The 22,609-nt window shown below is 62.2% G+C and carries 23 protein-coding genes; 7 read left to right on the forward strand and 16 right to left on the reverse strand.

Annotated features, from left to right (window positions below; all coding sequences use genetic code 11):
* Window positions 1-3 precede the first annotated feature (3 nt).
* From moaB to K3179_RS12590, 3 genes are all read left to right on the forward strand, one after another.
* On the forward strand, window positions 4-531 hold the full coding sequence (gene moaB / locus K3179_RS12580) for a molybdenum cofactor biosynthesis protein B (protein WP_221565932.1): 528 nt from the start codon (window positions 4-6) through the stop codon (window positions 529-531).
* Between the two features lie 146 nt (window positions 532-677).
* Window positions 678-1,670: a sodium:calcium antiporter gene (locus tag K3179_RS12585; RefSeq protein WP_345723044.1), complete on the forward strand. Its 993-nt coding sequence runs from the start codon at window positions 678-680 to the stop codon at window positions 1,668-1,670.
* 39 nt (window positions 1,671-1,709) lie between these two features.
* On the forward strand, window positions 1,710-2,795 hold the full coding sequence (locus K3179_RS12590; RefSeq protein WP_221565935.1) for a PA0069 family radical SAM protein: 1,086 nt from the start codon (window positions 1,710-1,712) through the stop codon (window positions 2,793-2,795).
* Window positions 2,796-2,803: 8 nt separating this feature from the next.
* On the opposite strand, the gene K3179_RS12595 is transcribed toward K3179_RS12590, so the two are convergent.
* The 10 genes from K3179_RS12595 to K3179_RS12640 form a co-directional block, all read right to left on the reverse strand.
* A complete protein-coding gene (locus K3179_RS12595) occupies window positions 2,804-3,112 on the reverse strand; it encodes a hypothetical protein (protein WP_221565939.1) in 309 nt (102 codons plus the stop codon).
* Window positions 3,113-3,144: 32 nt separating this feature from the next.
* Complete coding sequence (locus K3179_RS12600; protein ID WP_221565942.1) at window positions 3,145-3,576, reverse strand: DUF1330 domain-containing protein; 432 nt, start codon at window positions 3,574-3,576, stop codon at window positions 3,145-3,147.
* A gap of 10 nt (window positions 3,577-3,586) precedes the next feature.
* A complete protein-coding gene (locus K3179_RS12605) occupies window positions 3,587-4,132 on the reverse strand; it encodes a pseudouridine synthase (RefSeq protein WP_221565945.1) in 546 nt (181 codons plus the stop codon).
* On the reverse strand, window positions 4,129-5,727 hold the full coding sequence (locus K3179_RS12610; protein ID WP_221565949.1) for a long-chain fatty acid--CoA ligase: 1,599 nt from the start codon (window positions 5,725-5,727) through the stop codon (window positions 4,129-4,131). The genes K3179_RS12605 and K3179_RS12610 overlap by 4 nt, the downstream gene beginning before the upstream one ends.
* A 44-nt stretch (window positions 5,728-5,771) precedes the next feature.
* Window positions 5,772-9,245 (reverse strand): DNA polymerase III subunit alpha, encoded by a 3,474-nt coding sequence (gene dnaE / locus K3179_RS12615; RefSeq protein ID WP_221565952.1) that lies wholly within the window; start codon window positions 9,243-9,245, stop codon window positions 5,772-5,774.
* Between the two features lie 74 nt (window positions 9,246-9,319).
* Window positions 9,320-9,649 (reverse strand): hypothetical protein, encoded by a 330-nt coding sequence (locus K3179_RS12620; protein WP_160594829.1) that lies wholly within the window; start codon window positions 9,647-9,649, stop codon window positions 9,320-9,322.
* 31 nt (window positions 9,650-9,680) lie between these two features.
* Window positions 9,681-10,160 carry a glutathione peroxidase gene (locus K3179_RS12625; protein ID WP_221565954.1) on the reverse strand — a complete coding sequence of 160 codons (480 nt, stop codon included), beginning with the start codon at window positions 10,158-10,160 and terminating at the stop codon, window positions 9,681-9,683.
* Between the two features lie 182 nt (window positions 10,161-10,342).
* Window positions 10,343-10,621, reverse strand: coding sequence for a hypothetical protein (locus K3179_RS12630; protein WP_221565957.1), 279 nt, complete (start codon window positions 10,619-10,621; stop codon window positions 10,343-10,345).
* A gap of 47 nt (window positions 10,622-10,668) precedes the next feature.
* Window positions 10,669-11,343: an ABC transporter ATP-binding protein gene (locus tag K3179_RS12635; RefSeq protein ID WP_221565958.1), complete on the reverse strand. Its 675-nt coding sequence runs from the start codon at window positions 11,341-11,343 to the stop codon at window positions 10,669-10,671.
* Complete coding sequence (locus K3179_RS12640) at window positions 11,336-12,577, reverse strand: lipoprotein-releasing ABC transporter permease subunit (RefSeq protein ID WP_221565961.1); 1,242 nt, start codon at window positions 12,575-12,577, stop codon at window positions 11,336-11,338. The genes K3179_RS12635 and K3179_RS12640 overlap by 8 nt, the downstream gene beginning before the upstream one ends.
* Window positions 12,578-12,744: 167 nt before the next feature.
* On the opposite strand from K3179_RS12640, the gene purF reads away from it, so the two are divergent.
* The 3 genes from purF to K3179_RS12655 all read left to right on the forward strand — a co-directional run bounded on the left by purF (window position 12,745) and on the right by K3179_RS12655 (window position 15,411).
* Window positions 12,745-14,232 (forward strand): amidophosphoribosyltransferase, encoded by a 1,488-nt coding sequence (gene purF / locus K3179_RS12645; protein ID WP_090479502.1) that lies wholly within the window; start codon window positions 12,745-12,747, stop codon window positions 14,230-14,232.
* Window position 14,233: 1 nt separating this feature from the next.
* Complete coding sequence (locus tag K3179_RS12650; protein WP_221565963.1) at window positions 14,234-14,944, forward strand: SDR family NAD(P)-dependent oxidoreductase; 711 nt, start codon at window positions 14,234-14,236, stop codon at window positions 14,942-14,944.
* Between the two features lie 119 nt (window positions 14,945-15,063).
* Window positions 15,064-15,411, forward strand: coding sequence for a PilZ domain-containing protein (locus tag K3179_RS12655; RefSeq protein WP_221565967.1), 348 nt, complete (start codon window positions 15,064-15,066; stop codon window positions 15,409-15,411).
* Between the two features lie 129 nt (window positions 15,412-15,540).
* Here the strand turns inward: K3179_RS12655 and K3179_RS12660 are convergent, their stop codons facing one another.
* From K3179_RS12660 to K3179_RS12675, 4 genes are read right to left on the reverse strand one after another with little or no spacing between them, the layout of a single operon-like run.
* Window positions 15,541-16,740: a serine hydrolase domain-containing protein gene (locus K3179_RS12660; RefSeq protein WP_221565969.1), complete on the reverse strand. Its 1,200-nt coding sequence runs from the start codon at window positions 16,738-16,740 to the stop codon at window positions 15,541-15,543.
* Window positions 16,740-17,987, reverse strand: a complete 1,248-nt coding sequence (locus K3179_RS12665) for an SAM-dependent methyltransferase (protein ID WP_221565971.1) — start codon at window positions 17,985-17,987, stop codon at window positions 16,740-16,742. Before K3179_RS12665 ends, K3179_RS12660 begins: the two co-directional genes overlap by 1 nt.
* 41 nt (window positions 17,988-18,028) lie before the next feature.
* Window positions 18,029-19,423 (reverse strand): cryptochrome/photolyase family protein, encoded by a 1,395-nt coding sequence (locus tag K3179_RS12670; protein ID WP_221565974.1) that lies wholly within the window; start codon window positions 19,421-19,423, stop codon window positions 18,029-18,031.
* 6 nt (window positions 19,424-19,429) lie between these two features.
* Window positions 19,430-20,374, reverse strand: coding sequence for a metal-dependent hydrolase (locus K3179_RS12675; protein ID WP_221565977.1), 945 nt, complete (start codon window positions 20,372-20,374; stop codon window positions 19,430-19,432).
* Between the two features lie 35 nt (window positions 20,375-20,409).
* Between K3179_RS12675 and K3179_RS13610 the strand changes: the two genes are divergently transcribed.
* Window positions 20,410-21,171, forward strand: a complete 762-nt coding sequence (locus K3179_RS13610; RefSeq protein ID WP_221565980.1) for a phosphatase PAP2 family protein — start codon at window positions 20,410-20,412, stop codon at window positions 21,169-21,171.
* Between the two features lie 2 nt (window positions 21,172-21,173).
* On the opposite strand, the gene K3179_RS12685 is transcribed toward K3179_RS13610, so the two are convergent.
* Complete coding sequence (locus K3179_RS12685) at window positions 21,174-22,208, reverse strand: 2-oxoacid:ferredoxin oxidoreductase subunit beta (protein ID WP_221565983.1); 1,035 nt, start codon at window positions 22,206-22,208, stop codon at window positions 21,174-21,176.
* Entirely contained in the window at window positions 22,205-22,609 is a 405-nt protein-coding gene (locus tag K3179_RS12690; RefSeq protein ID WP_221565985.1) for a hypothetical protein, read from the reverse strand. Before K3179_RS12690 ends, K3179_RS12685 begins: the two co-directional genes overlap by 4 nt.

Consider the following 22,609-nt stretch of genomic DNA (forward strand, 5'->3'; position numbering starts at 1 on the left):
CTGATGGCCATAGACGAAAGCCTCGAGTTCAAGCCGGTGAATATCGCGCTGCTGACGATATCCGACAGCCGGAGCGTCGCCGAAGATACCTCGGGCGATATCCTTGCCGGCCGGATCGAAGCGAGCGGCCATCGCCTCGCTGCGCGAGAGATCAGCAAGGACGACAAGAACGAGATCGCCGCGCATCTCCACCGCTGGATCGACGACGAGAACGTCGATGCGGTCATCACCACCGGTGGCACGGGCCTTACCGGCAGGGACGTGACGCCCGAGGCGCTGGACCGGGTAAAGGACAAGGACATCCCGGGCTTCGGCGAATATTTCCGCTACATCAGCATCGAGAGCATCGGGACCAGCACGATCCAGAGCCGCGCCTGCGCCGTGCTGGCGCGCGGGACCTATATTTTCGCACTGCCCGGATCGAATGGCGCGGTGAAAGACGGGTGGGACAAGATCCTCGCCTTCCAGCTCGACAGCCGCCACCGCCCCTGTAATTTCGTCGACATCATGCCGCGCCTGCGGGAGCGCTGACGGCTTGGCGGGGTAGCCGCCCTTCTCCTTCAGGAACGGCCTGGTCGGGAACTTGCAATCGGTTCGCTCGTCGGAGAGGGCAAGACCCGACCCGGAGCAAGCCCCTGCCAGAAATCGCTTTATTCACAACGACCACCGTTCTTCTCATTTTCGGTGGCAGTGCGATCCTGATTGCGCTTCTGGGTACGAAAATGGCAGGCTATGCCGACACTATCGCCGATCGCACGCGTTTCGGCGAGGCCCTGATCGGGTCGGTACTGCTTGGTGCCGGCACCAGTATCGCCGGTATCGTCACCTCCACCAGTACCGCAGCATCGGGCGCCCCTGATCTTGCCGTTTCGAACGCCCTTGGTGGGATCGCTGCGCAGACGATGTTCCTGGCACTGGCCGATGTGGCCTATCGCAAGGTCAATCTCGAACATGCTGCCGCTAGCCCGGTTAACCTGGGCCAGGCGACAGTGCTCATCATTCTTGTTGCGCTGCCGATCATGGCGTGGGCCGCCCCACCCTTCGCCATATTCGCGGTGAACCCGCTGACCCCAGTGTTGATCGCCGTTTATTTCATCGGCCTGCACAACGCACACCGGATCCACGAACGGCCGATGTGGCTTCCGCGAAAGACCGAGCATACGCGCCAGGAAGACGACGACGAATGTGACGACCAGCGCCCTCTCTGGATTATCGGGAGCCTGTTCGCCGCCCTCGTCGTGGTGGTGGGTTTCACTGGCTGGATCGTGGGCGAGACCGGCATCGAATTGTCGCGGCGCTTCGGTATATCGCACGGCGTCGTCGGTGCCCTTGGCACGGCGGTCGTCACCTCACTGCCAGAGCTCGTGACGACCATTGCGGCAGTCAGGCGCGGCGCGCTCCAGCTGGCGATCGGCGGCATCATCGGCGGCAATATGTTCGACGCATTGTTCATCGCGTCGAGCGATATCGCCTATCGCGAAGGCTCTATCTACAACGCCATATCCGAGCGCACCGTCTTCTGGATGGCCCTTACCCTGGTGATGACGGCCGTGCTGCTCATGGGTCTTCTCAGGCGCGAGCGGCAGGGGCCGGCGGGGATCGGCTGGGAAAGCGTGCTTCTGATTATCCTGTGGGGCGGCGGCGCGGGCCTACAAATCTACCTCGGCTGACCTCTCGACTGCAACGTATGTTCCGTTTATGTTCCACTTATGGAACGAAGCAATGAGTCGCCCTTCGCGGGACGTGGTGCGCAGTCGCGCGCGGTCCCTACCCGCTTCGGCCTTGCCACGCGCGAGGCGGATGGCGACTGGCGCGATCACATGGAAGCTTTGGATGGTCCGGCTGTAAAGCTGCGCACGCATGTGACGGAGGAAAATCCCCGCACCATCCTCAGCTTCAACCAGTCGCCCGACATCTTTTTCGACCGGTCGATCAATGCCTATCGAGGGTGCGAGCACGGCTGCGTCTATTGCTTCGCCCGCCCGACCCATGCATATCACGACCTATCGCCCGGGCTGGATTTCGAGACCCGGCTGTTTGCGAAGCCGAATGCGGCGGAGCTTCTCCGCGCGACACTGTCGAAGCCCAAATACCGCCCGAGGCCCATTGCGATGGGGACCAATACCGACCCCTACCAGCCGATCGAGCGGCGCTATCGCATCACGCGGCAAGTGCTGGAAGTCTGCCTCGACGCGCACCATCCCGTTACGATCACCACCAAGTCGGACAGGGTATGTGACGATCTGGACCTGCTGGCGGAAATGGCGAAGCGCCGGCTCGTCGCGGTCGCGATTTCGGTAACCAGCCTCGACCCAAAGCTTTCGGGCAAGCTCGAACCGCGCGCAGCATCGCCTGCCAAGCGACTCTCGGCATTGCAAAAACTGGCCGAGGCGGGAGTTCCCACCCACTGCTCCGTAGCGCCAGTCATCCCGGCCATTACCGACGAATACATGGAGGAGATCGTCCAGCGCGCTGCCGCCATCGGGGTGGACAGTGTGGGCTGGATCCCGCTCCGCCTGCCGCACGAAGTCGCCCCGCTGTTCCGCGAATGGCTATCCGTCCACTACCCCGAACGCGGCGACAAGGTGATGAGCATCGTCCAGTCGATCCGCAACGGAAAGGACAACGATCCGAACTTCTTCTCGCGGCTGAGGCCCACTGGCGTCTGGGCCGACCTCTTCCGCGCCAGGTTCCGAGTGGCCTGCAAGCGAGCTGGACTGGGCAAGGCGAAGTTCGAGCTGGATTGTACGCAATTCAGGCCGCCTGCGGTGGGCGGTCAGCTACGGCTACTTTAGGGAGCCACCTAGGGGCGGTAGGTCGTTGCAGGCCCCTTGGTAAACCACTCCGAATACTGCGTTTCCCGTTCAAGTCTCGTGACGATGACGAATGGCTTGCCGTAGATGTCGACGGCCTTCTGCTCGCAAGTTGCCTCGAGCAAATAGGAGTTCACGTAGCTGCATTCAGCCGGTCCATAGTCATCAGGCCATGGGCAACTGCCATGCACCGGATCGCAATTCGAGGTGTCGGCGCGGATCGTCGCCGATATGATCTCGTCACCCGATACGGTGAAGTGTACCGGCTTTTCTGTCGTTGCGCATCCGGCCAAGGCCACGACGCTCGCTAAGAGCAGACAATCACTGTTTCTCAAAACCCTTCTCCCGCATCTCCCGGAGCGAACCGCACCAATCTGCTGTCTGCCAGAGCCGCTGTCCGATTGACCACCGCCTTCTGGTAATCGTGATCCTTGATCATCTCGAAGAAGGCCCCTGCATTGGGATATTGCGCGACGAAACCGTCGTGCCATTGCATCGCTTCCGGCCCGGTCACCACCGTCTGGAACGCGCCGCGCCACACGATGCTGCCTCCGACCCTCCGAAAGATCGGACCGCTGGTCTTGCCGTATTCCTCGTAGGCGCGGCGGCCGGTCCAGCCGTTGCCGTGATGCTTGTGCCCCTCGGGGTACTCTGCCTTATCGCGATACTGGAGGAGGTTGAGCATATGGATCGGCTCGTCGCGCGGGAGGTCCTTGAACGCCTGGAAGTTGGCGGGGCTCGGATCGATGTAGGTTGCGCTCACGTCTCTCTCCTCAGACTTCGATTTCACGATAGGTGCCGGGTGCGATGCCGTCGACGCTCCAGTCCCCGATGCGCCAGCGGATGAGGCGCAGGGTCGGCAACCCAACCGCAGCCGTCATGCGGCGGACCTGCCGGTTGCGGCCTTCGGTGATCTCCAGCGCGATCCAGCTGTCCGGTACGCTCTTGCGATAGCGCACTGGCGGCTCTCGGCCCCACACGGGCGGCGGATCGATACGTTTCGCACGGGCGGGCCGCGTCATGCCGTCCTTGAGTTCGACGCCGCGCGCCAGTTTCTCCAGCGCCTCATCGTCAGCCTCGCCCTCTACCTGCACGAGATAAGTCTTCGCCATCTTGTAGCGTGGTTCGGCAATGCGCGATTGCAGCCGGCCGTCATCGGTCAGCAGGAGCAATCCTTCGCTATCCTTGTCCAGCCGACCTGCGGGATAGACGCCCGACACATCGACGAGATGCGCCAGCGTATCGTCCACCCCCTCCTTGCCCCCGGTGAACTGCGACAGCACACCGAACGGCTTGTTCAGCAGGATAAGCCTGCTCACGTCTCAAGCTTGTAGTCGGCGAACCGGTCGCGCAGGTCCTTCTTGCTGATCTTGCCGGTGGCGGTGTGCGGGATATCGTCCACGAATTCGACCGCATCGGGCAGCCACCACTTGGCGATCTTGTCCGACAGGAAGTTGACGACCTGTTCTGCAGTGACGTCCTGTCCCTCTTTTTTGACCACGAACAGGACCGGGCGTTCGTCCCACTTCGGATGGTACATGCCGATGCAGGCAGCCTCGGCGACGCCGGGGTGGCCCACGGCCGCGTTTTCGAGCTCTACAGAGCTGATCCATTCGCCACCTGACTTGATCACGTCCTTGGTGCGGTCGGTCAGTTGCAACGTGCCGTCGGGATGCAGCATGCCAACATCGCCGGTGTCGAACCAGCCATCCTCGGTCACCGCATCCTCTTCCGCCTTGAAGTAGCGCTTCACCACCCAGGGGCCGCGGATCTGCAAGGCGCCCGAAGTCTCGCCATCGCGGGGCAGGACCTTGGTCGGATCGTCGAGATCGACGGTACGCAGTTCCACGCCGAAGATCGGGCGGCCCTGCTTCATGGTCTTGAGGACCTTTTCCTCGAAGCTGAGCTGGTCCCAGTCATGCGTCGGGCCGCCGACCGTGCCGATGGGCGAGGTTTCGGTCATACCCCAGGCGTGCTGGACGCGCGTGCCATTCTTCATCAGCCGTTCGATCATGAACCTCGGCGCGGCGGAACCGCCGATGGTGGCGGCCTTGAGCGGTGGCAGGTCGATGCCCTCCGCATCGCAATACTGGAAATGGGCGAGCCAGACGGTTGGCACGCCCGCGCTGTCGGTGACGCCTTCCTTGAGCATCATCTCGTGCAGTACCGCAGGGTCGTTGACCGCGCTGAACACGAATTTGATGCCCGCCATCGCGCCTGCATAGGGAAGCCCCCAGCTGGCCGCGTGGAACATCGGGACCACCGGCAACATCACCGAGGATGCGCTGAAGTTGAAGGTCGAGGGCTGAAGGCCCGCAAGCGCATGCAGCACCGTGCTGCGGTGTTCGTACTGGACACCCTTGGGATTGCCCGTGGTGCCGCTGGTATAGCAGATCATGCAAGGATCGCGTTCGTCGCCATCGACCCATTCGAAGTCGCCCGATTGCTCGCCGATCCAGTCTTCGAACGAGGTCGTATGCTCGCCGCTATCGAAGCAGATGTAGTGGTCCACGGTCTTCCATCGGTCGCGCATCTTGTCGACGATCGGCTGGAAAGCGGCGTCGTAGATCATCACGCGGTCTTCGGCATGATTGACGATGTATTCGAGCTGGTCCTCGAAAAGGCGCGGGTTCACCGTGTGGAGGACGCCGCCCATTCCCGCGACACCATACCAGCTGACGAGGTGGCGGGAGTGGTTCATGGCGAGGCTGGCGACCTTGTCACCCTTCTTCAGGCCGAGTGCCTGCAGGGCCTGCGCCATCTTCAGCGCATCGGTGCGAATACCGGCCCAGTTGGTGCGCGTCTCACTTCCATCCGCCCAGCGTGTGACGATTTCGCGATCCGGTGCTTCGCGCGCCGCGTGATCGATCACGTGGGTCACGCGCATGGTCCAGTCCTGCATCGCTCCGAGCATTCGTCTCTCCTCTCTCGTCCCCGGCCCGTCCGTGCGGGCCCGAATTAGCTGACGAGTCGGAGATGTGCTCCGCCGCGTCGCTTGTCGAGCTGCACCTTGGCAAGGCTCGGCACGCTTGCCAAGCGTTCGGCCAGCTCGCCATCGAGCGCGAAATTGCGGCCAAGACGCATGACGGGATCGGCAGCCCCGCCAGTCCGTAACGTCACGAGCACTTCGTCCTTGCCGCCCATCGCTTCGAGCAGTTCTGCTTTCAGGGCCTCAAGCGCTGCCGCATCGTGCACGTCCAGCGTCATGATCATGGGCATGGACCCGCGCATTTCGGAGAGCGGCGTCCCTCCGCGGACGGTGATCCGCGGCGGCTCGTCGGGGCTCGGAGAATCGAGCTCCACCTGCAGCAGGACGCAGGTTTGTTCTTCCGCCCAGGTCAGGAACTTATCGACCATGCTTTCTTCAAAGCAGGCCGCGCTGAACTGGCCTGAGGCGTCCGAGAAATCCGCGCGAATAAATGGCTTGCCGCGCCGCGTGGTGCCCTTGTTCACCTTCTCCACCATCGCCGCCATCACCGCGTTGGAGCGGCCACCAGCAGGCGCGCCGCCCGCCATGAGCGAGGCGTAGGTCCGCGCGCCATTGGCTGAGGCTACGTCCTTCCACGCTGCCACCGGATGGGCGGAGAAGTAGAACCCGAAATTCTCGCGTTCGCGCGCCATGCGCTCGACCCGCGGCCAGTCCTCGACTTCTTTCAGCCGCAGCGTGTCGCCCTGCTCCTCTTCGCCGCCGAACAGGCCCGCCTGCCCGCTCGAACGTTCGCGTTCCGCGGCATCGGCCACGGCCAAGAGGAGGTCGGCATTTTCGAAAACCTTGGCACGGTTGGGCTCCAGCGCGTCGAGTGCGCCTGCACTCGCCAGCGCTTCCAGCTGCCGCGAATTTAGCGAGCCCTTGGGGATGCGCTGGAAGAGGTCCTGCAGGCTTTCGAACTGGCCCGAAACCTCGCGTTCATGGACGATGGCATCCATCGCCTTTTCGCCGACATTGCGGATCCCGGCGAGCGCATAGCGCACGGCATAACCGTCGTCGGTCTGCTCGACGGTGAACTCGGCCTCGGACTTGTTGAGGCACGGTGGCTCAACCGCGATCCCCTGTCGCCGCGCATCATCGACGAAGATCGTCAGCTTTTCCGACTGGTGCATGTCGAAGCACATCGATGCGGCGAAGAACTCTTCGGGGTAATGCGCCTTCAGCCACGCGGTCTGGTATGCAAGCAGCGCATAGGCGGCAGCGTGGGACTTGTTGAAGCCGTAGCCGGCGAACTTGTCGATCAAATCGAACAGTTCGTTTGCCTTGGCCTTCTCGATGCCCGAGACTTCCTTGCACCCGGCCACGAAACGTTCGCGCTGCGCGTCCATTTCCGCCTGGACCTTCTTACCCATCGCGCGGCGCAGCAAGTCTGCATCGCCGAGCGAGTATCCGGCGAGGATCTGCGCGGCCTGCATGACCTGTTCCTGGTAGACGAAAATGCCGTAGGTCTCGGCGAGGATGCCTTCCAGTTTCTCGTGCGGGTATTCGATCGGCACCTCGCCCGCCTTGCGCTTGCCGAACAGCGGGATGTTGTCCATCGGACCCGGACGATAAAGCGAGACGAGTGCGATAATGTCGCCGAAATTGGTCGGCTTCACCGCGGTAAGCGTCCGGCGCATCCCTTCCGATTCCAGCTGGAACACGCCGACCGTATTACCCGCCTTCATCAGTTCGTAGACGGCCGGATCGTCCAGTTCGAGCTGCGACAAATCGATCGTGATGTCGCGCTTTTTCAGGAGGTCGGTCGCCTTCTTGAGCACCGACAGCGTCTTCAGCCCGAGAAAGTCGAATTTGACGAGACCGCTGCTTTCGACATTTTTCATGTCGTACTGGGTCACCGGCATATCCGAGCGCGGATCGCGGTAAAGCGGCACCAGTTGCGCCAGCGGACGGTCCCCGATCACCACGCCGGCCGCGTGGGTCGAGCTGTTGCGCGGAAACCCTTCCAGCTGCATTGCGAGGTCGATGAGGCGTTTGACCTCGTTGTCGTTATCGTACTCGGACTTGAAATCTGCCGCCCCGTTGAGCGCGCGTGGCAGTGTCCATGGGTCGGTCGGATGGTTCGGCACCATCTTGCAGATGCGGTCGACATGACCGTAGCTCATCTGCAGGATGCGGCCCGTATCGCGCAGCACGGCGCGGGCCTTCAGCTTACCGAAGGTGATGATCTGCGCGACGTGGTCGTGGCCGTATTTCTGCTGGACATAACGGATCACCTCGCCTCGGCGGGTTTCGCAGAAGTCGATATCGAAGTCGGGCATCGAAACGCGTTCCGGGTTGAGGAAGCGTTCGAACAGTAGGCCCAGCTGGATCGGGTCGAGATCGGTAATCGTTAACGCCCAGGCGACCAGGCTGCCCGCACCCGAACCACGGCCCGGCCCGACGGGGATGTCGTGATCCTTGGCCCATTTGATGAAGTCGGCAACGATCAGGAAGTAGCCGGGAAAGCCCATCTGGTTGATGATCCCGACCTCGTAATCGAGCCGGTCGAGATAGACCTTGCGCTCTTCCTCCGACATTTCGCCATAGGGCTCGAGGCGCGCCTCCAGTCCCTTGCGGGCATCGGCTTCGAGCATACGCGCTTCGCCCTCGAGGTCGCCCGCGAGGCTCGGCAGGATAGGATCGCGATAGGGCGGCGCGTAAGCACACCGCTGCGCGATCACGAGCGAATTGGCCGTCGCCTCGGGAAGGTCGGCGAAGGCCTCTTCCATCATATGCGCTGTCTTCACATAGCCTTCCGGATTGGACTTGGGCCGCTCCTCCGCGTCGACATGCGTGGAATTGGCAATGCACAGCATGGCGTCATGCGCCTTGTACATGTGCGGCTCGGCAAAGTTGGCCGGATTGGTAGCAACCAGCGGAAGGTCGCGTTCATACGCAAGGTCGATCAGCGCCGCCTCGGCAGCCTCCTCCACTGCGTTTCCGCGCCGTGCAAGTTCGATATAGAGCCGGCCCGGGAAAAGCGCCTCGAGCTTGTCGAGCATGGCGGTCGCGTGACTTACCTGACCTTCAGCAAGCAAGCGCGTGACCCCGCCTTCGCTCGCACCGGTTAGCGCGATCAAGCCGTCGGTGTGCCCTTTGAGATCCTCGATCCTGATATGCGGTTCGAATTCCAGCGGCCGGTCGAGATGCGCGCGGCTGACCAGGTGACAGAGGTTGTCATAGCCCTTCTCGTCCTGCGCATAGAGCGGCACGTAATCGACCACTCGCCCTTCTTCGTCACGCGCGACGCCGAGGAGCGTGCCGGTGATCGGCTGGATGCCCTCCGCCTTGCAGGCATTGGCGAACATGACCGCGCCATAAAGCCCGTTGCGGTCGGCAATCGCGATCGCGGGAAAGCCGCGTTCCTTCGCCAGCTTGGCCATTGCCTTGGGATCGATCGCCCCTTCGAGCATCGAATAGGCGGACAGGACACGCAGGGGAACGAAGGGCTTGTAGGGCATTGCTCCAAATTAGTGATTTCCCACCAATTCGGAAGAGCGCCGCCCGCCTTATTCTCCACAGATGGTGGAGAAAATCAGTCGTCCCTCACCGCCGCGATCTTGCGCCGTGCGTCGCGGATGGTCGACCACGCGCCATAGGCGACCAGCACGCCGAGGAAGACCCACACCCAGACCGGGATATTGCGGCCCGCGATGGCGAGATAGAGATAGGCCGACACAAAGCAGAACCCTGCGCACAGCGTCGGGAGGACCGTGGATTTCTTCGCCCTCGCCCGTTTCACGAGCCACGCCATCGAGGCGAGGAAAAAAGGGATCGCGCCAACATAAATGGCGCCGAAAATGTATGGATTGACGCCGTATTCGGCACCAAGCGACAGAAACCACTGATTGATATCGGCAAGCATGGCCTATACTTCGCTCGCTATGCCCACGCGGTTACAGCAGCTTTTCGATATCCTTGGCGATGGCCTTGGGCGCATCGTTCGGGCCATAACGTTTCACCACCTTGCCATCGCGATCGATCAGGAACTTGGTGAAGTTCCATTTGATCGATTTCGAACCCATCAGGCCCGGCTTTTCATTCTTCATCCAGTCGAACAGCGGGCTGGCATTCTCGCCATTGACATCGACCTTGGCCATCAGCGGGAAGGTCAGGCCGAAATTGACCTTGCAGAACTCAGCGATTTCTTCCGCATCGCCCGGCTCCTGGTTGCCGAACTGGTTGCAGGGAAACGCCAGCACCTCGAACCCCTTGCCGGAGTATTCCTGGAACAGCTTTTCCAGCCCGTCATACTGCGGCGTAAATCCGCATTTGCTGGCCGTGTTGACCACCAGCAGGACCTTGCCGAGCTTGCCCGACAAGTCGACTTTCTCGCCCTTGTTATTGGCTACGGTAAAATCGGCGATGGTTGTCATGCGGATGTGTCCTTGCGGCAATTGATGCGATCGTAACTTTCCCGGCACGTCGGCCATGATCGACGCAGCCCTGCCCGCGCAGGCAGACAGGACTATCGCCTTGCACGCCGCAGGTCATCCGCACAAGTTGCGAGTTTCCGAGCTCGCCCATGCGGATTGCTCGCACGGCCTCCGCGAATTCGCTACGTGCGCGGAAAATCCGGTCGACGGGAGAGCTCCGCGATCTCCTCCGCATGGTATTCGCGATCGCCCGCCTTCTCGATGTAATATCCCGTCCGCTCTTCTTTCGGGAGGAGCATCATGTGCTTCACGAGATCGGCAAACGTGCCGGAACGCAGGCCTTTTGCTGCGTCGAGGACGCCGTCGCCATCCCCCTTGCGATGAAGCGATGCCCGGTCGTCCCACTGGATGCCGGGTGTGTGGGTGTCGTCTGCCTTGAATGTGCTTGGGTGGTCGGTCATCGATTGTCTCCTTTCCCGATTAACGAGCGAGAAGACCTTCGGGTCCGCTATCCCAGCACGCCCTCGTGCAAGCGGACGACACGGTCCATGCGCTGGGCGAGGCGTTCGTTATGCGTCGCGACCAGCGCCGCGCTGCCTTCCCCGCGTACCAGCTGGAGGAACTGCTCCAGCACCTTGTCGGAAGTCGCCTCGTCGAGGTTGCCGGTGGGCTCGTCTGCGAGGACCAGCGCCGGCCGGTTGGCGAGACCGCGCGCGACCGCAACGCGCTGCTGTTCGCCGCCGGAAAGCTGGCTCGGCCGGTGAGTGAGACGGTGACCGAGGCCCAGCGCGGTCAGCAATTGCTCCGCACGCTCTTCCGCTTCGGCACGCGAGCGCCCTGCTACGAGCTGCGGGAGAACCACGTTTTCGCGGGCATCGAAGTCCGGCAGGAGGTGATGAAACTGGTATACGAAGCCCAGATGATCGCGGCGCAGCGTCGTGCGCGCATTGGCATCGGACTTCTCTGCCGAATTGCCGGCGATAACGATCTCGCCTCCGAAACCGCCCTCCAGCAAACCGACCGCCTGCAGGAGCGTCGACTTGCCCGAGCCGGACGGGCCAAGCAGCGCGACGATCTCGCCGGGCATGATCTGCAAATCGACGCCGCGCAGGACATCGATCCTTTCGCCGCCCTGCTCGAAGCTGCGGGTCAGGCCTTTGAGTTCGACGACGGGATTACTCATAACGAAGGACCTGTACCGGATCGGTGCTAGCCGCCTTGAGCGCGGGGTAGAGTGTGGCGAGGAAGCTCATCACCAGGGCGAGGCCAACGATCATGGCGATTTCGACAGGATCGACCTTCGCCGGGATGGTGCTGAGGAACCGCACTTGCGGGTCCCACAGGTCGGCGCCCGTGAGCCAGCTGATGCCTTTCACGATCTGCTCTCGGAAGGCCAGCACCAGTGCGCCGAGCAACAGCCCTGCGATCGTCCCGAGTGCCCCGACGGTGAAGCCGGTCGTCACGAAAATCTTGGTCAGGCTGCGGCGTGTGGCACCCATAGTGCGCATGATTGCAATGTCCCGCGTCTTGGCACGGACCAGCATCACCAGGCTTGAAAGTATATTGAAAGCAGCCACCAGGACCATGAAACTCAACGCGAAAGCCATCGCGGCGCGTTCGACCTGAAGCGCTTCGAAAAGGGTCGAATTTATCGTCTTCCAATCCTGGACGACCGCCCTGCCTGCCAACTGCATCTGCACCGGCTCGAGAATGTTCTCGACCTCGTCGGGATCGGTGACCTTGACCTCGATCATGCCGACCGTGTCACCGATCAGCAGCAACGTCTGCGCGTCCTGCATCGGCATGACCACAAAAGCGCCGTCGTAATCGTAGACACCGATCTCGAAGATCGCCGAGACTTCGTAGCCGACCTGGCGCGGGACGGTGCCGAAAGGGGTCGAGCGGCCCTGCGGATTGATGACCGTAATCGTATCGCCGACACGCGCACCGATATCCTCTGCAAGCCGCACGCCGATGGCGACCTTGCCTGAGCCGGGCTGGAGCGTGTCCATATTACCGCTGATCGTCTTCTGGCCCAGTTCGCGCAGGTCTTCCAGCGTATTGCCTCGCAGCAGGATCGCCTTGGCGCGGCCATTGAACGTCACCAGCAGTGGCTGTTCGATCAGCGGAGAAGCCTCGACCACGCCCGGTGTCTCGCGCACTTCCTGCAGCACGTTTTCCCAGTCATCCAGCTTGCCGCCATAGGCCTGTACGATGGCGTGACCGTTGAGGCCCACGATCTTGTCCAGCAGTTCGGCGCGGAAGCCGTTCATCACGCTCATCACGATGACCAGCATGGCCACCGAGAGCATGACCACCGTGATGGAAATACCTGCGACAAGCGCAATGAATGCCTCGCTCCTGCCAGGGAGCAGGTAACGCTTGGCGATGGCACGTTCGAAAGGAGAAAGGATCAAGGCGGCTCTTGTCTGTCGTTGTCCGTGGCCAGAGCGTTTAGGCAGACAAATCTGGCCGCGCAATGAATTGCGCCGTTTGGTCCACCATTCTCCTGACCAATACCCTTGTAATCGGCCCGTAACATCGCCATTGGACCGCCATCGGTTGGCAGCGCGGACAGCACCCTGTGAAAACGCCCCTTGGGAACCTCACCCACCCTTTCCTCGACGAGGATGGCGACAAGCTGCGCGAAGAGTGCGGCGTGTTCGGCGTTATCAACGCGGCGGACGCCTCGGCGGCGACGGCCCTCGGACTCCACGCCCTGCAGCATCGCGGCCAGGAAGCCGCCGGTATCGTGGCTTGGGACGGCGCCGAATTCCGTGCCCGCCGCGGACTTGGCCATGTTGCCGAGAATTTCTCTTCCGCAGAGGCAATCGCCGAACTGCCAGGCCATATGGCTGCCGGCCACGTACGCTATTCGACGACAGGCGGCGCGGGCCTGCGCAACGTACAGCCTCTTTATGCCGATCTCGCCAGCGGCGGCTTCGCCGTCGCACATAACGGCAATATCTCCAACGCGGGCAAGCTGCGCGAAGAACTGGTGCAGCGCGGGGCTATCTTCCAGTCGACGTCCGACACCGAAGTCATCATCCACCTCGTCGCGACGAGCCGCTATCCCACGATCGTCGACCGGCTGGTCGATGCGCTCCGCCTGCTCGAAGGGGCCTATGCGCTTATCGTGATGACGCCGGAAGGCATGATCGCCTGCCGCGACCCGCTCGGTATCCGTCCGCTCGTCATGGGCCGGATCGGCGATGCCATCGCCTTTGCCAGTGAAAGCGTAGCCTTCGACGTCGTCGGCGCGGAAATGGTGCGCGAAGTCGAGCCGGGCGAACTGATCAGGGTCGATTACGACGGCAATGTGGATTCGCTCCACCCCTTCGGCACGCACAAGCCCCGCCCCTGCATCTTCGAACACGTCTATTTCAGCCGCCCGGACAGCTTTTTCGCAGGCCGCAGCGTCTACGAAGCGCGCAAGGCGATCGGCGCGGAACTCGCCAAGGAAAAGCCGGTCGAAGCCGATCTCGTCGTGCCCGTTCCGGACAGCGGCGTCCCTGCCGCCATCGGATATGCGCAGGAAGCAGGCATCCCGTTCGAACTGGGCATCATTCGCTCGCACTATGTCGGCCGGACATTCATCCAGCCCTCCGACGGCGCGCGCCATGCCGGCGTGAAACGCAAGCACAACGCCAACCGCAAGCTCGTGGAAGGCAAGCGGATCGTCCTCATCGACGATTCCATCGTGCGCGGCACCACTTCGATGCAGATCGTCGAGATGATGCGCGATGCGGGCGCCAAGGAAGTGCATTTCCGCGTCGCCAGCCCGCCGACCGCCCACAGCTGTTATTACGGCGTCGATACGCCCGAACGCTCCAAGCTGCTGGCCGCTCGCATGGATGTCGAACCCATGCGCGAATTCATCAAGGCGGACAGCCTTGCCTTCGTTTCGATCGACGGCCTTTATCGCGCCGTGGGCGAAAAGCCGCGCGTGAAGGAATGTCCGCAATTCTGCGATGCCTGTTTCACAGGGGACTATCCCACCTCGCTGACCGATCTCAACCGGCGCGACGACAAACAGAAACAGCTCGCATTTCCGGTAAACAAGGTCGCCTGACATGACGAAACCACTCGATGGAAAACTCGCCCTGGTGACGGGTGCGAGCAAGGGTATCGGCGCCGCAACGGCGGTCGCGCTTGCCGAGGCGGGCGCACACGTGGTCCTTACCGGGCGGGATGTCCGGGCGCTCGAACAGGTCGAGGACCAGATCCATGCCGTCGGCGGGGCATCGACCATCGCACCTGTGGACCTGGCCGAAAGCGATGGCATCGCCCGCCTCGCGACTGCTATTTCCGGCCGCTGGGACCAGCTCGATATCCTTGTTATTTCCGCAGCTTACCTCCCGGCATTGACACCGGTTACGCAGATCGACGGCAAGCAGTTTAGCCAGGCGGTCACGGTCAATGTGCTGGCAACGCAGGCCCTCCTCGCCAATTTCGACCCGCTGCTGAAGCGTGCGGACGCCGCTCGCGTGATCGGCCTCACCAGCAGCGTCGGCGAGACCCCGCGCGCCTACTGGTCCGCCTATGGCAGCACGAAGGCCGCCTTCGACAATTTACTCGAATCCTACGCGCACGAAGTCGAGAAGATCTCCGGCGTGCGCGTGGCGATTATCGACCCCGGTGCAACGCGCACCTCGATGCGGGCGAAAGCCTATCCGGGCGAAGATCCGCAGACGGTCAAGCCGCCGCAAGCGGTCGGCTCTCGCCTGGTGGAGCTGCTTGTTAACGATTTCGAGACCCGCCACCGAGAGCGGATCGAAAGCTAGGTTAACCCTATACCGCGACTCTTCCGTAATCCTCCTGAGAGAGATTCCGCTAAACAACACGCGCGTTTTTACCCGGACGTGCAGTTTCGGAAAAACTCAGTCTCAGCAAGGTGCCGGATATGACCTACCAGACCCAGGATCGCTACTCGGTAGCATCGCAGGAAGACCGGTGCGCGCCGCGTACCAAGCTGACCATTCCCGGCCAGCTGCGCGCCAGCGGTGGCCGCGCCTTCCAGACGGTGGTGCACGACCTCTCGATCTCGGGCTTCTCGGCAGCGGCCATCAACCGGATGCACGAAGGCCAGATGTGCTGGCTCACCCTGCCCGGCCTTGAATCGCTACAGGCGCAGGTCGTGTGGTGGGAAAACTGCATGGTCGGTTGCGCGTTCAACGAACTGCTTTCGCCGATCGTCCATGACAACATCCTCGCCCGTTACAGCGGCGAAGGCGCATACCGCCCCTACTGATTACGCGAGACAGGCGACAGTGCCGACGCAATGGCGGCGACCGCTGGGCGCTGGCCTGAACCTTCGTCCGGTATCTCGTCGTCGGTGGCGGTGCGCCCTACCGGCCTCCGCCACCACTCGTTTCCAGGCTCAGTCCGAAGCGTTGGCCAATCTATAGACGAGATCGCGGAACTTGGCGCGGTAAGGGTTGCTCGTGGCCGTCGGCCAGTTGCTGACCACTGCCACCACCAGATCGCTTTCCGGAACGATGGTGATTGCCTGGCCGAAGATACCCTGCGCACCGTAGGCACCCTCAGGATAGGCCCACCACTGGTAACCGTATCCGAAGCCCGGTGCATTGGGAGCGAAGGAAACCTGCGCCGCGCCTGAATCGGCAAACCAGCCCTCCGGCACGACGCCCTCCCCGCCTTCGAGCACGAACTGGCCGAAACGGGCATAGTCCGACAGACGCAGCGAAAGGCAGCAACCACCGATATTGCCGCCGGTCAGATCCTGCATCCAGAAGAGGCGGCCTTCGAAGCCCGCGGGCTCCACGATATTTTCCGCCGCATAGGCAGCAAGCGATTTGCCGGTAGCTTCCTCGACGATGAGGCCGAGCAAATTGGTCTCCAGCGTCTTGTAGACCCATTTCTCACCCGCCGGTGCCTCGCGCGTCAACGTGCGGGCATAGGTCACTGCCTGCGATTCCCCTGCAACCGGCGCGATGGCGAGCATCTTCGCAACATCGCTGTCGGGATCGGTGTAATCCTCGTTCCACGCCACGCCCGACGTCATCGTGGCGATCTGGCCAACCGTGACGCCATCGTAGGCGGTGCCTGCGAGAGCGGGAATGATCGACGTCACCGGTGTGTCGAGGCTTTCGATGTAGCCATCCTCGATCGCCGAACCGAGCAGGGATGAGGTAAAGCTCTTTGCGACGGAAAAGCTCGTCCAGCGATCCTGCGCGCCAAGGCCCAGGCCATATTCCTCGAACCGGACCTTCCCGTCTTCGAGCACCATCACCCCGCCGGCCTGCGTGTCGGCCATGAAGCTGCGTATCGCGGCGACAGTTTCGGCATCGAGGCTTTCACCGCGTGGAAAAGAGCGAACCGTATTGGCGGGCGCGACTTCCAGGCCCGGAAAGAGGGATTCCATGTCGCGGAAAGCAGCGGAGCGGCGCTCGTCGCTCCAGAAGAGGATCGAATCGCCCGGATCCATGCTCGCCATCTGCTCCGGCATGCTCTGGCTTACGGCGGGAGGCGCGGCATCGGCCGTCTCGAGCGGACCCGAATAGGCTGCAGAGCAACCGGCCACGGCCAGTGCGGTCATCGAAGCAAGTATCGCACGCATCAAATCTCTCCCTCTTTCACCAGTGTCACCTGATGCACATCGATGCCGCCCCCGCGGAAGCCGCCTTCGCAATACATCAGGTAGTAGCGCCACAGGTTGCAGAATTGCGCATCGAAACCTTGCGGCAATGCGCCATCGCGTTCCGCGCGGTCGAATGCCTCGCGCCATATTCGCAGGGTTTCCGCGTAGTCGAGCCCGAAATCGGCCTGGTCGCGCCACTCGAGGCCGCGCTCCTCCGCCAGTTCGCGGAACTCGCTCGTCCTGATCAGCAAGCCGCCGGGGAAGATATAGGCCTGGATGAAATCGGCGCTCTTTGCATAGTCGTCGAACAGCTCGTCGCGCATCGAGATGTACTGGATTGCGGCGCGTCCTCCCGGTTTCAGGTTGCGCGCGATGCAGTCCATGAAGGTGGGCCAGTATTCCTGGCCGAGCGCTTCGACCATCTCCACGCTGACGATGGCGTCGTAGCTGCCTGCGGCGTCGCGATAGTCCTGCTTGCGAAAGTCGACCGCCGGATCGTGGCGCTGCCTCGCCCATTGCAGCTGTTCGTCGGACAGGCTGATCGCCGTGACGTCACTGCCTCGCGATGCGAAGAAATCCGCCAGGGCGCCCCATCCGCAGCCGATCTCGAGCAGGCGCTGGTGGTCACCAAGCCGCGATGCCAAGGCATCCCACTTGCGCCTCTGGCCCGCTTCGAGGTCGTCGTCCGCAATCCCGAGACCGGAGGAATAGCTCATCGTCGGATCGAGCCAGGCGGCGTAAAAATCATTGCCGAGATCGTAATGGGCGCTGATGTTCTTCTGCGCGCCTTCATGCGTATTGCGATTGACGAGGTGCGCCAGCTTCAAACCGTGGCGGAAAGGACCCTTGGCCCGCGCCGTGTCACCGAGGCGCGAGGCGTGCTGCATGAACAGGGCGAATAGCGGCACCGGATCGGAGCTCCACCACTCTCCCGCTTCCCACGCCTGGTACCAGCCTACCGAGCCATTGCTCGCAAGTCGCACCAGCGCGTTCCAGCTGCGCAGTTCGACGTCGCACTCGAAGCCGGGTTTGCGACCGCCAAGGACACGCTTCGTGCCATCGGGCAAAGTGGCGCGGATCGCACCGGAGACGATCGCCCCGTCGATACGATCGAGGATCTTGCCGAAGCCGGGAGCGACAAGACGCGCCAGAAATCCCGGCTTGCGGGCGAAGGGTTTCGCCCCGTCGAGCAGGTCGCGTCCGCGCTGGCTGGTAGGCATATCCATGGGCGCCGCTATGCCGTGCAGCGAAGCGGGCGACAAGTCCGCTACGACTTGCTTGCCCGGTAGGCTTCAAGCGCCCGTTCGCGCGCTTCCTTGTGGCCGATCATCTTGACCGGATAATCGCCGCGCTTGTCGTCGGGCGGATCGTGGATATTGTCGTCGGACAGGCCTTCGAGTTCGGGAACATATTGCCTGATATAGTCCGCGGCATCGAACTTCTGGCTCTGCGTAAGCGGGGCCATGATGCGGCTGAACATATTGCTGTCGACGCCGGTGCCGCTGATCCATTGCCAGTTGACGCCGTTATTGCCGTAATCGGCATCCACCAGGCAGTCCCAGTACCACTGCTCGCCGAAGCGCCAGTCGATCAGCAGGTGTTTGACGAGAAAGCTGGCGCAGATCATCCGTACGCGGTTGTGCATCCAGCCCGTCTGCCACAGCTGGCGCATCCCCGCATCTACGATGGGATAGCCGGTCATGCCGCGCTGCCAGCACTTAAGGTCCTCTTCGATGAGGTGCCCGGCATTCGGATTTCGCCACAAGGTCCGCTCGTCGTAATCGCGATAGCTCTCGCGCGGATAGTCCGGGAACTGGTCGATCACGTTCTGAGCGTAGTCGCGCCAGATGATCTCCTTCGCGTAGGTTTTCCAACCGTCGCTGCGCTTGTCCTTGAGCTTGTGCCAGACCTGTGCGGGACTGATCTCGCCCCAGTGAAGATGCGGCGAAAGGCGCGACGTGATGTCCTTCGACGGCAGGTTTCGCCCCTCGTCATAGTCTGCGACCTCGTCCGTCCACCAGTCGAGCCGTTCGTGTGCGGCGGCTTCGCCGAACTCCCAGAAATCGCGGATGCCACCCGCCCAGTCGGGCTTTGTCGGAAGCAGGTCCCAATCGGAAATTTCATCGCTCTCCGGCCAGCTATCAGGTGACGAGATAGTCTCCGGCTCACCAAGCACATCGCGGGGGGGCATCACTTCGAGCATGGCCTTGGAGAAAGGCGTGTAGATCTTGTACGGATCCCCCGAGCCTGTCGTCACCGAGCCGGGCGGCAACAGGTAATTGCCGTCGTAGAGGCACAGCTTGCGATCTTCGCCAAGCGCATCTCGAAGCTCGTCCTCTGCCTCTTTCCACCACGGCTCGTAGTGGCGCATGGCGTGAATGCAGCTTGCCCCGACTTCATCGGCAATCGAGGCGAGGATTTGCGGCGCATCACCTTTGCGCAGGACGATTTTCGAGCGGCGGCTGCCGAAGCTCCTACCGAGGCTTTCGAGCGAATAATTCAGCCATACCAGCGAGGCGCCGCCATAGGCATGGTCGCCAGCCCGGTCCTGGTCGAGGACGAATACCGGTATGACTGGACCGGCCTGGGCGGCTGCATGGAGGGCGGGCTGGTCGGCCATGCGCAGGTCGCGCCGCAGCCAGACGATTTGGGGAGAGCTCATGCGGACCTAACCGCCGTTCCCTTCCGACGGTTCCGTTTTGACGCCGTCGCAAATGTCGGACGGCAGCCTGACCTCGAACCGGCCTGTGGCGCGGGGATCGGAAAAGCGCGCATCCCTCAGCCAAAGCGTGCCGTCTTCTTCGGGCACGATATAGGGCGTTCGCGCCCAGAACAGGAAGGCATCTATCTGGCTATCCGCAGCGCGAGCACGCTCGAGATCGCAGCGGTCGAGCGGCACGCCGGGAAAGGTGGTATCCTCGCCAAGTGTATAGAGGCCGTTCCCGCCGGTAATCATGTCGCGTTCCCACGACCACAGCGGCGGCGGGCTGGCGATCACGATCTCGGTGCCGGTCGGACTGCCGGTGACCCCGCGCTCCGCATTGCCCGTGATGAAGCCTTGCAATGCGATGTAAATGCTGGCGAGCGAAAGCGCGATGCGCGCGGGCTGCTTCCATTCCCCTTCCCGCTTCTCGCGCCGCAGGGAAAACCATGTCGCGAAGCCCATCCCGAGCCACAGCCATATGTCGATGATGAACAGTGTGTCGCCGTAGAACCATCGGCTCGAGAACGGCTCGAGCAGGCGGATGCCGTAGACGTTCAGCCAGTCGAGCGCCGGGTGGGTCAGGCAGCCGATAAAGCTCAACAAGAACAGCCATTTGAAGCTGACTGGTAAGCGGTCGTCTGGCCGTTTCCCGCGGCTCGCCTGCCAGCGGTCGAAGCCGTAGAGCAGCCCCGCGAGGATCAGGGGAAGCAGTATTAGCGCAGGCGGACCATGGGTAATCCCGCGCCGGAATCCGAGATGCTCCACGCCCTCCAGCCAGAAGAAGCACGCCGCATCCACATCGGGCAGGTTCGCGCCGAAGATCAGCGCGGGCATGGCGAGCCCAGTCTTCTTTTTAAGCCCCGCCTGTCCGATCAAGGCACCGACCAGGCTGTGAGTCAGATTGTCCAAGCATTTCCTCCCGCCGATACCCGATAGCTTACTTCGTGAGTTGGACCGTTATGACCACTCCGCAATTGCTGCGCCTCGCGCAAGGCCTTTGGCAGAAAATCCAGGACGAATACCGGCTGCTCCTCGGCTTTGTTGCCGCGATTGGCCTCGCGGTCACCTTCGGAGCGCTGGCGGGAGAAATGCTGGAGGGTGACTTCGGTGCCTTCGACAGGAATTTTCTTCTCGCTCTCCGTCATTCGGATGACCTCGCAACTCCGATCGGGCCGCATTTCATCCAGACCGCCATGCTGGACATCACCGCCATGGGAAGCGAGACGATCCTGACGCTCGTCACGCTGATGGCGCTCGGATTCCTCCTTTTGCGCAAGCGCTATCGACAGACCATGCTGGTGGCGGCAGCGGTCGGCGGCGGGGCTATCCTCAGTGGCATCCTCAAATCGCTTTTCTCTCGTGCGCGCCCGGATGTCGTGCCGCGCCTTGCCGAGGTCAGTTCCGGCAGTTTTCCCAGCGGGCATGCGATGAACAGCGCCATCATCTACCTCACGATCGCAGTGCTGATCGCGCGCAGTTACGAAGACCCGCGCACGCGCAGTTTCATCGTCGGGCTCGCTGCACTGGCAACGCTGACCATCGGGTTCTCACGGGCTTATCTTGGCGTTCACTGGCCGACCGATGTCGCGGCTGGCTGGCTGGTCGGCCTCGCCTGGGCGCTGCTGATGGGGATGATCGCCATCACCCTCCAGAAACGCCACCAGATCGAACAGCCGGTCGACGATACGACCGAATCCGAGGATTAGCTTTAGATCGGGTCCTGCGCCGTACCGCTGACGGTCCAGGTCTGACCCTTGCCGAGCAGCTTGGCGAGATTGGCTTCCTTGCCCTCGCTCGCCCGCTTGCGCTCTTCGATCACCGCGTCCTCGAACGTCGGGCGCGGATCGTCGTAAAGCACGCCGAGCGCCATCGGGAACGGGCCGAAGGGCATTTCGATCAGCATGTGCGCGACCGAGCGGTTGGTGACGTCGTGGACGATCACGCCCGCCGATTGCCAATCGCCATCCGTCACATCGACGACCTCCAGGCTCAAGGTCTCGCGATTGAGCGCGATGCCCTTGGTGTCGCCAGCGAACAGCATCGGCTTGCCATTCTCCAGCCAGAGCTGGCGATCTTCCGCACCTTTGGGCGCAGCGAAGTCGTTGAAGACGTCCTTGTTGTAGACGATGCAGTTCTGGAAAATCTCGATGAAAGCCGCGCCCTTGTGGGCATGGGCGGCCTTGAGCACGTCGGGCAGGTGCTTCGACACGTCGAACCCGCGCCCGATGAAGCGCGCGCCGCTGCCGAGGGCGAATGCCGCCGGGCGTGCCGGATGGTCGTAGCTGCCGATCGGCGTGGAAGGCGACTTGGTGCCTTCGCGACTGGTAGGCGAGGCCTGACCCTTGGTGAGCCCGTAGATCTCGTTGTTGAACAGCATGATCTGCATGTTCACGTTGCGACGCAGGACATGCATCAAGTGGTTGCCGCCGATGGACAGGCCATCGCCGTCACCCGTCACCAGCCACACGTCGAGGTCCGGATTGGCAAGCTTTGCACCCGTGGCAAAAGCAGGCGCACGGCCATGGATGGTGTGGAAGCCGTAACTCTCGATGTAATAGGGAAAGCGGCTCGAACAGCCGATGCCCGAAATGAACACCGTGTTCGCCGGGTCTGCCCCCAGCTGCGGCAGCGTGCGCTGCACGGCTTTCAGGATCGCGTAGTCACCGCACCCCGGACACCAGCGAACTTCCTGGTCGGTTTCCCAGTCCTTGAGCGTGGTTTCGATTTTAGCGGGTGCGTTCATATCAGGCTCGTTTTCCGTCTAAGATAGGCAGACAGGTTTTCTACTGCTTGTGCCAAGAGAAAGCCCCCCATGAATGGAGAGAAGTAATCGGCGTTTCCAACTGACCGTTCCTGAGACCAAACGATCAAAAAATAGGCGATGGCCACGGCTAGGGCAGCGCCAGTGAGTTCGCCCCAAATACCTTTCTCTTTGCGGTCATTTTCGGGGAGATAACGGCCCCGAACTGCTTCTCGCATGATCGGATGGCTTGCGAAGCTGGCGATCAGTCCGACAAAAAGGCCAACCGCCGCCGCAATCCAAACCGACTCTCTGGGTGTCGCGAGGTATTCGGCGACGAAGCCGCCTCCAATCAGAGCGGCAATCAATCCGGAAATGGAAAGAAAGAGTTTGAGGAGACTCAC

It is taken from the genome of Qipengyuania intermedia (assembly GCF_019711615.1).
Taxonomy (GTDB): Bacteria; Pseudomonadota; Alphaproteobacteria; order Sphingomonadales; family Sphingomonadaceae; genus Qipengyuania; species Qipengyuania intermedia.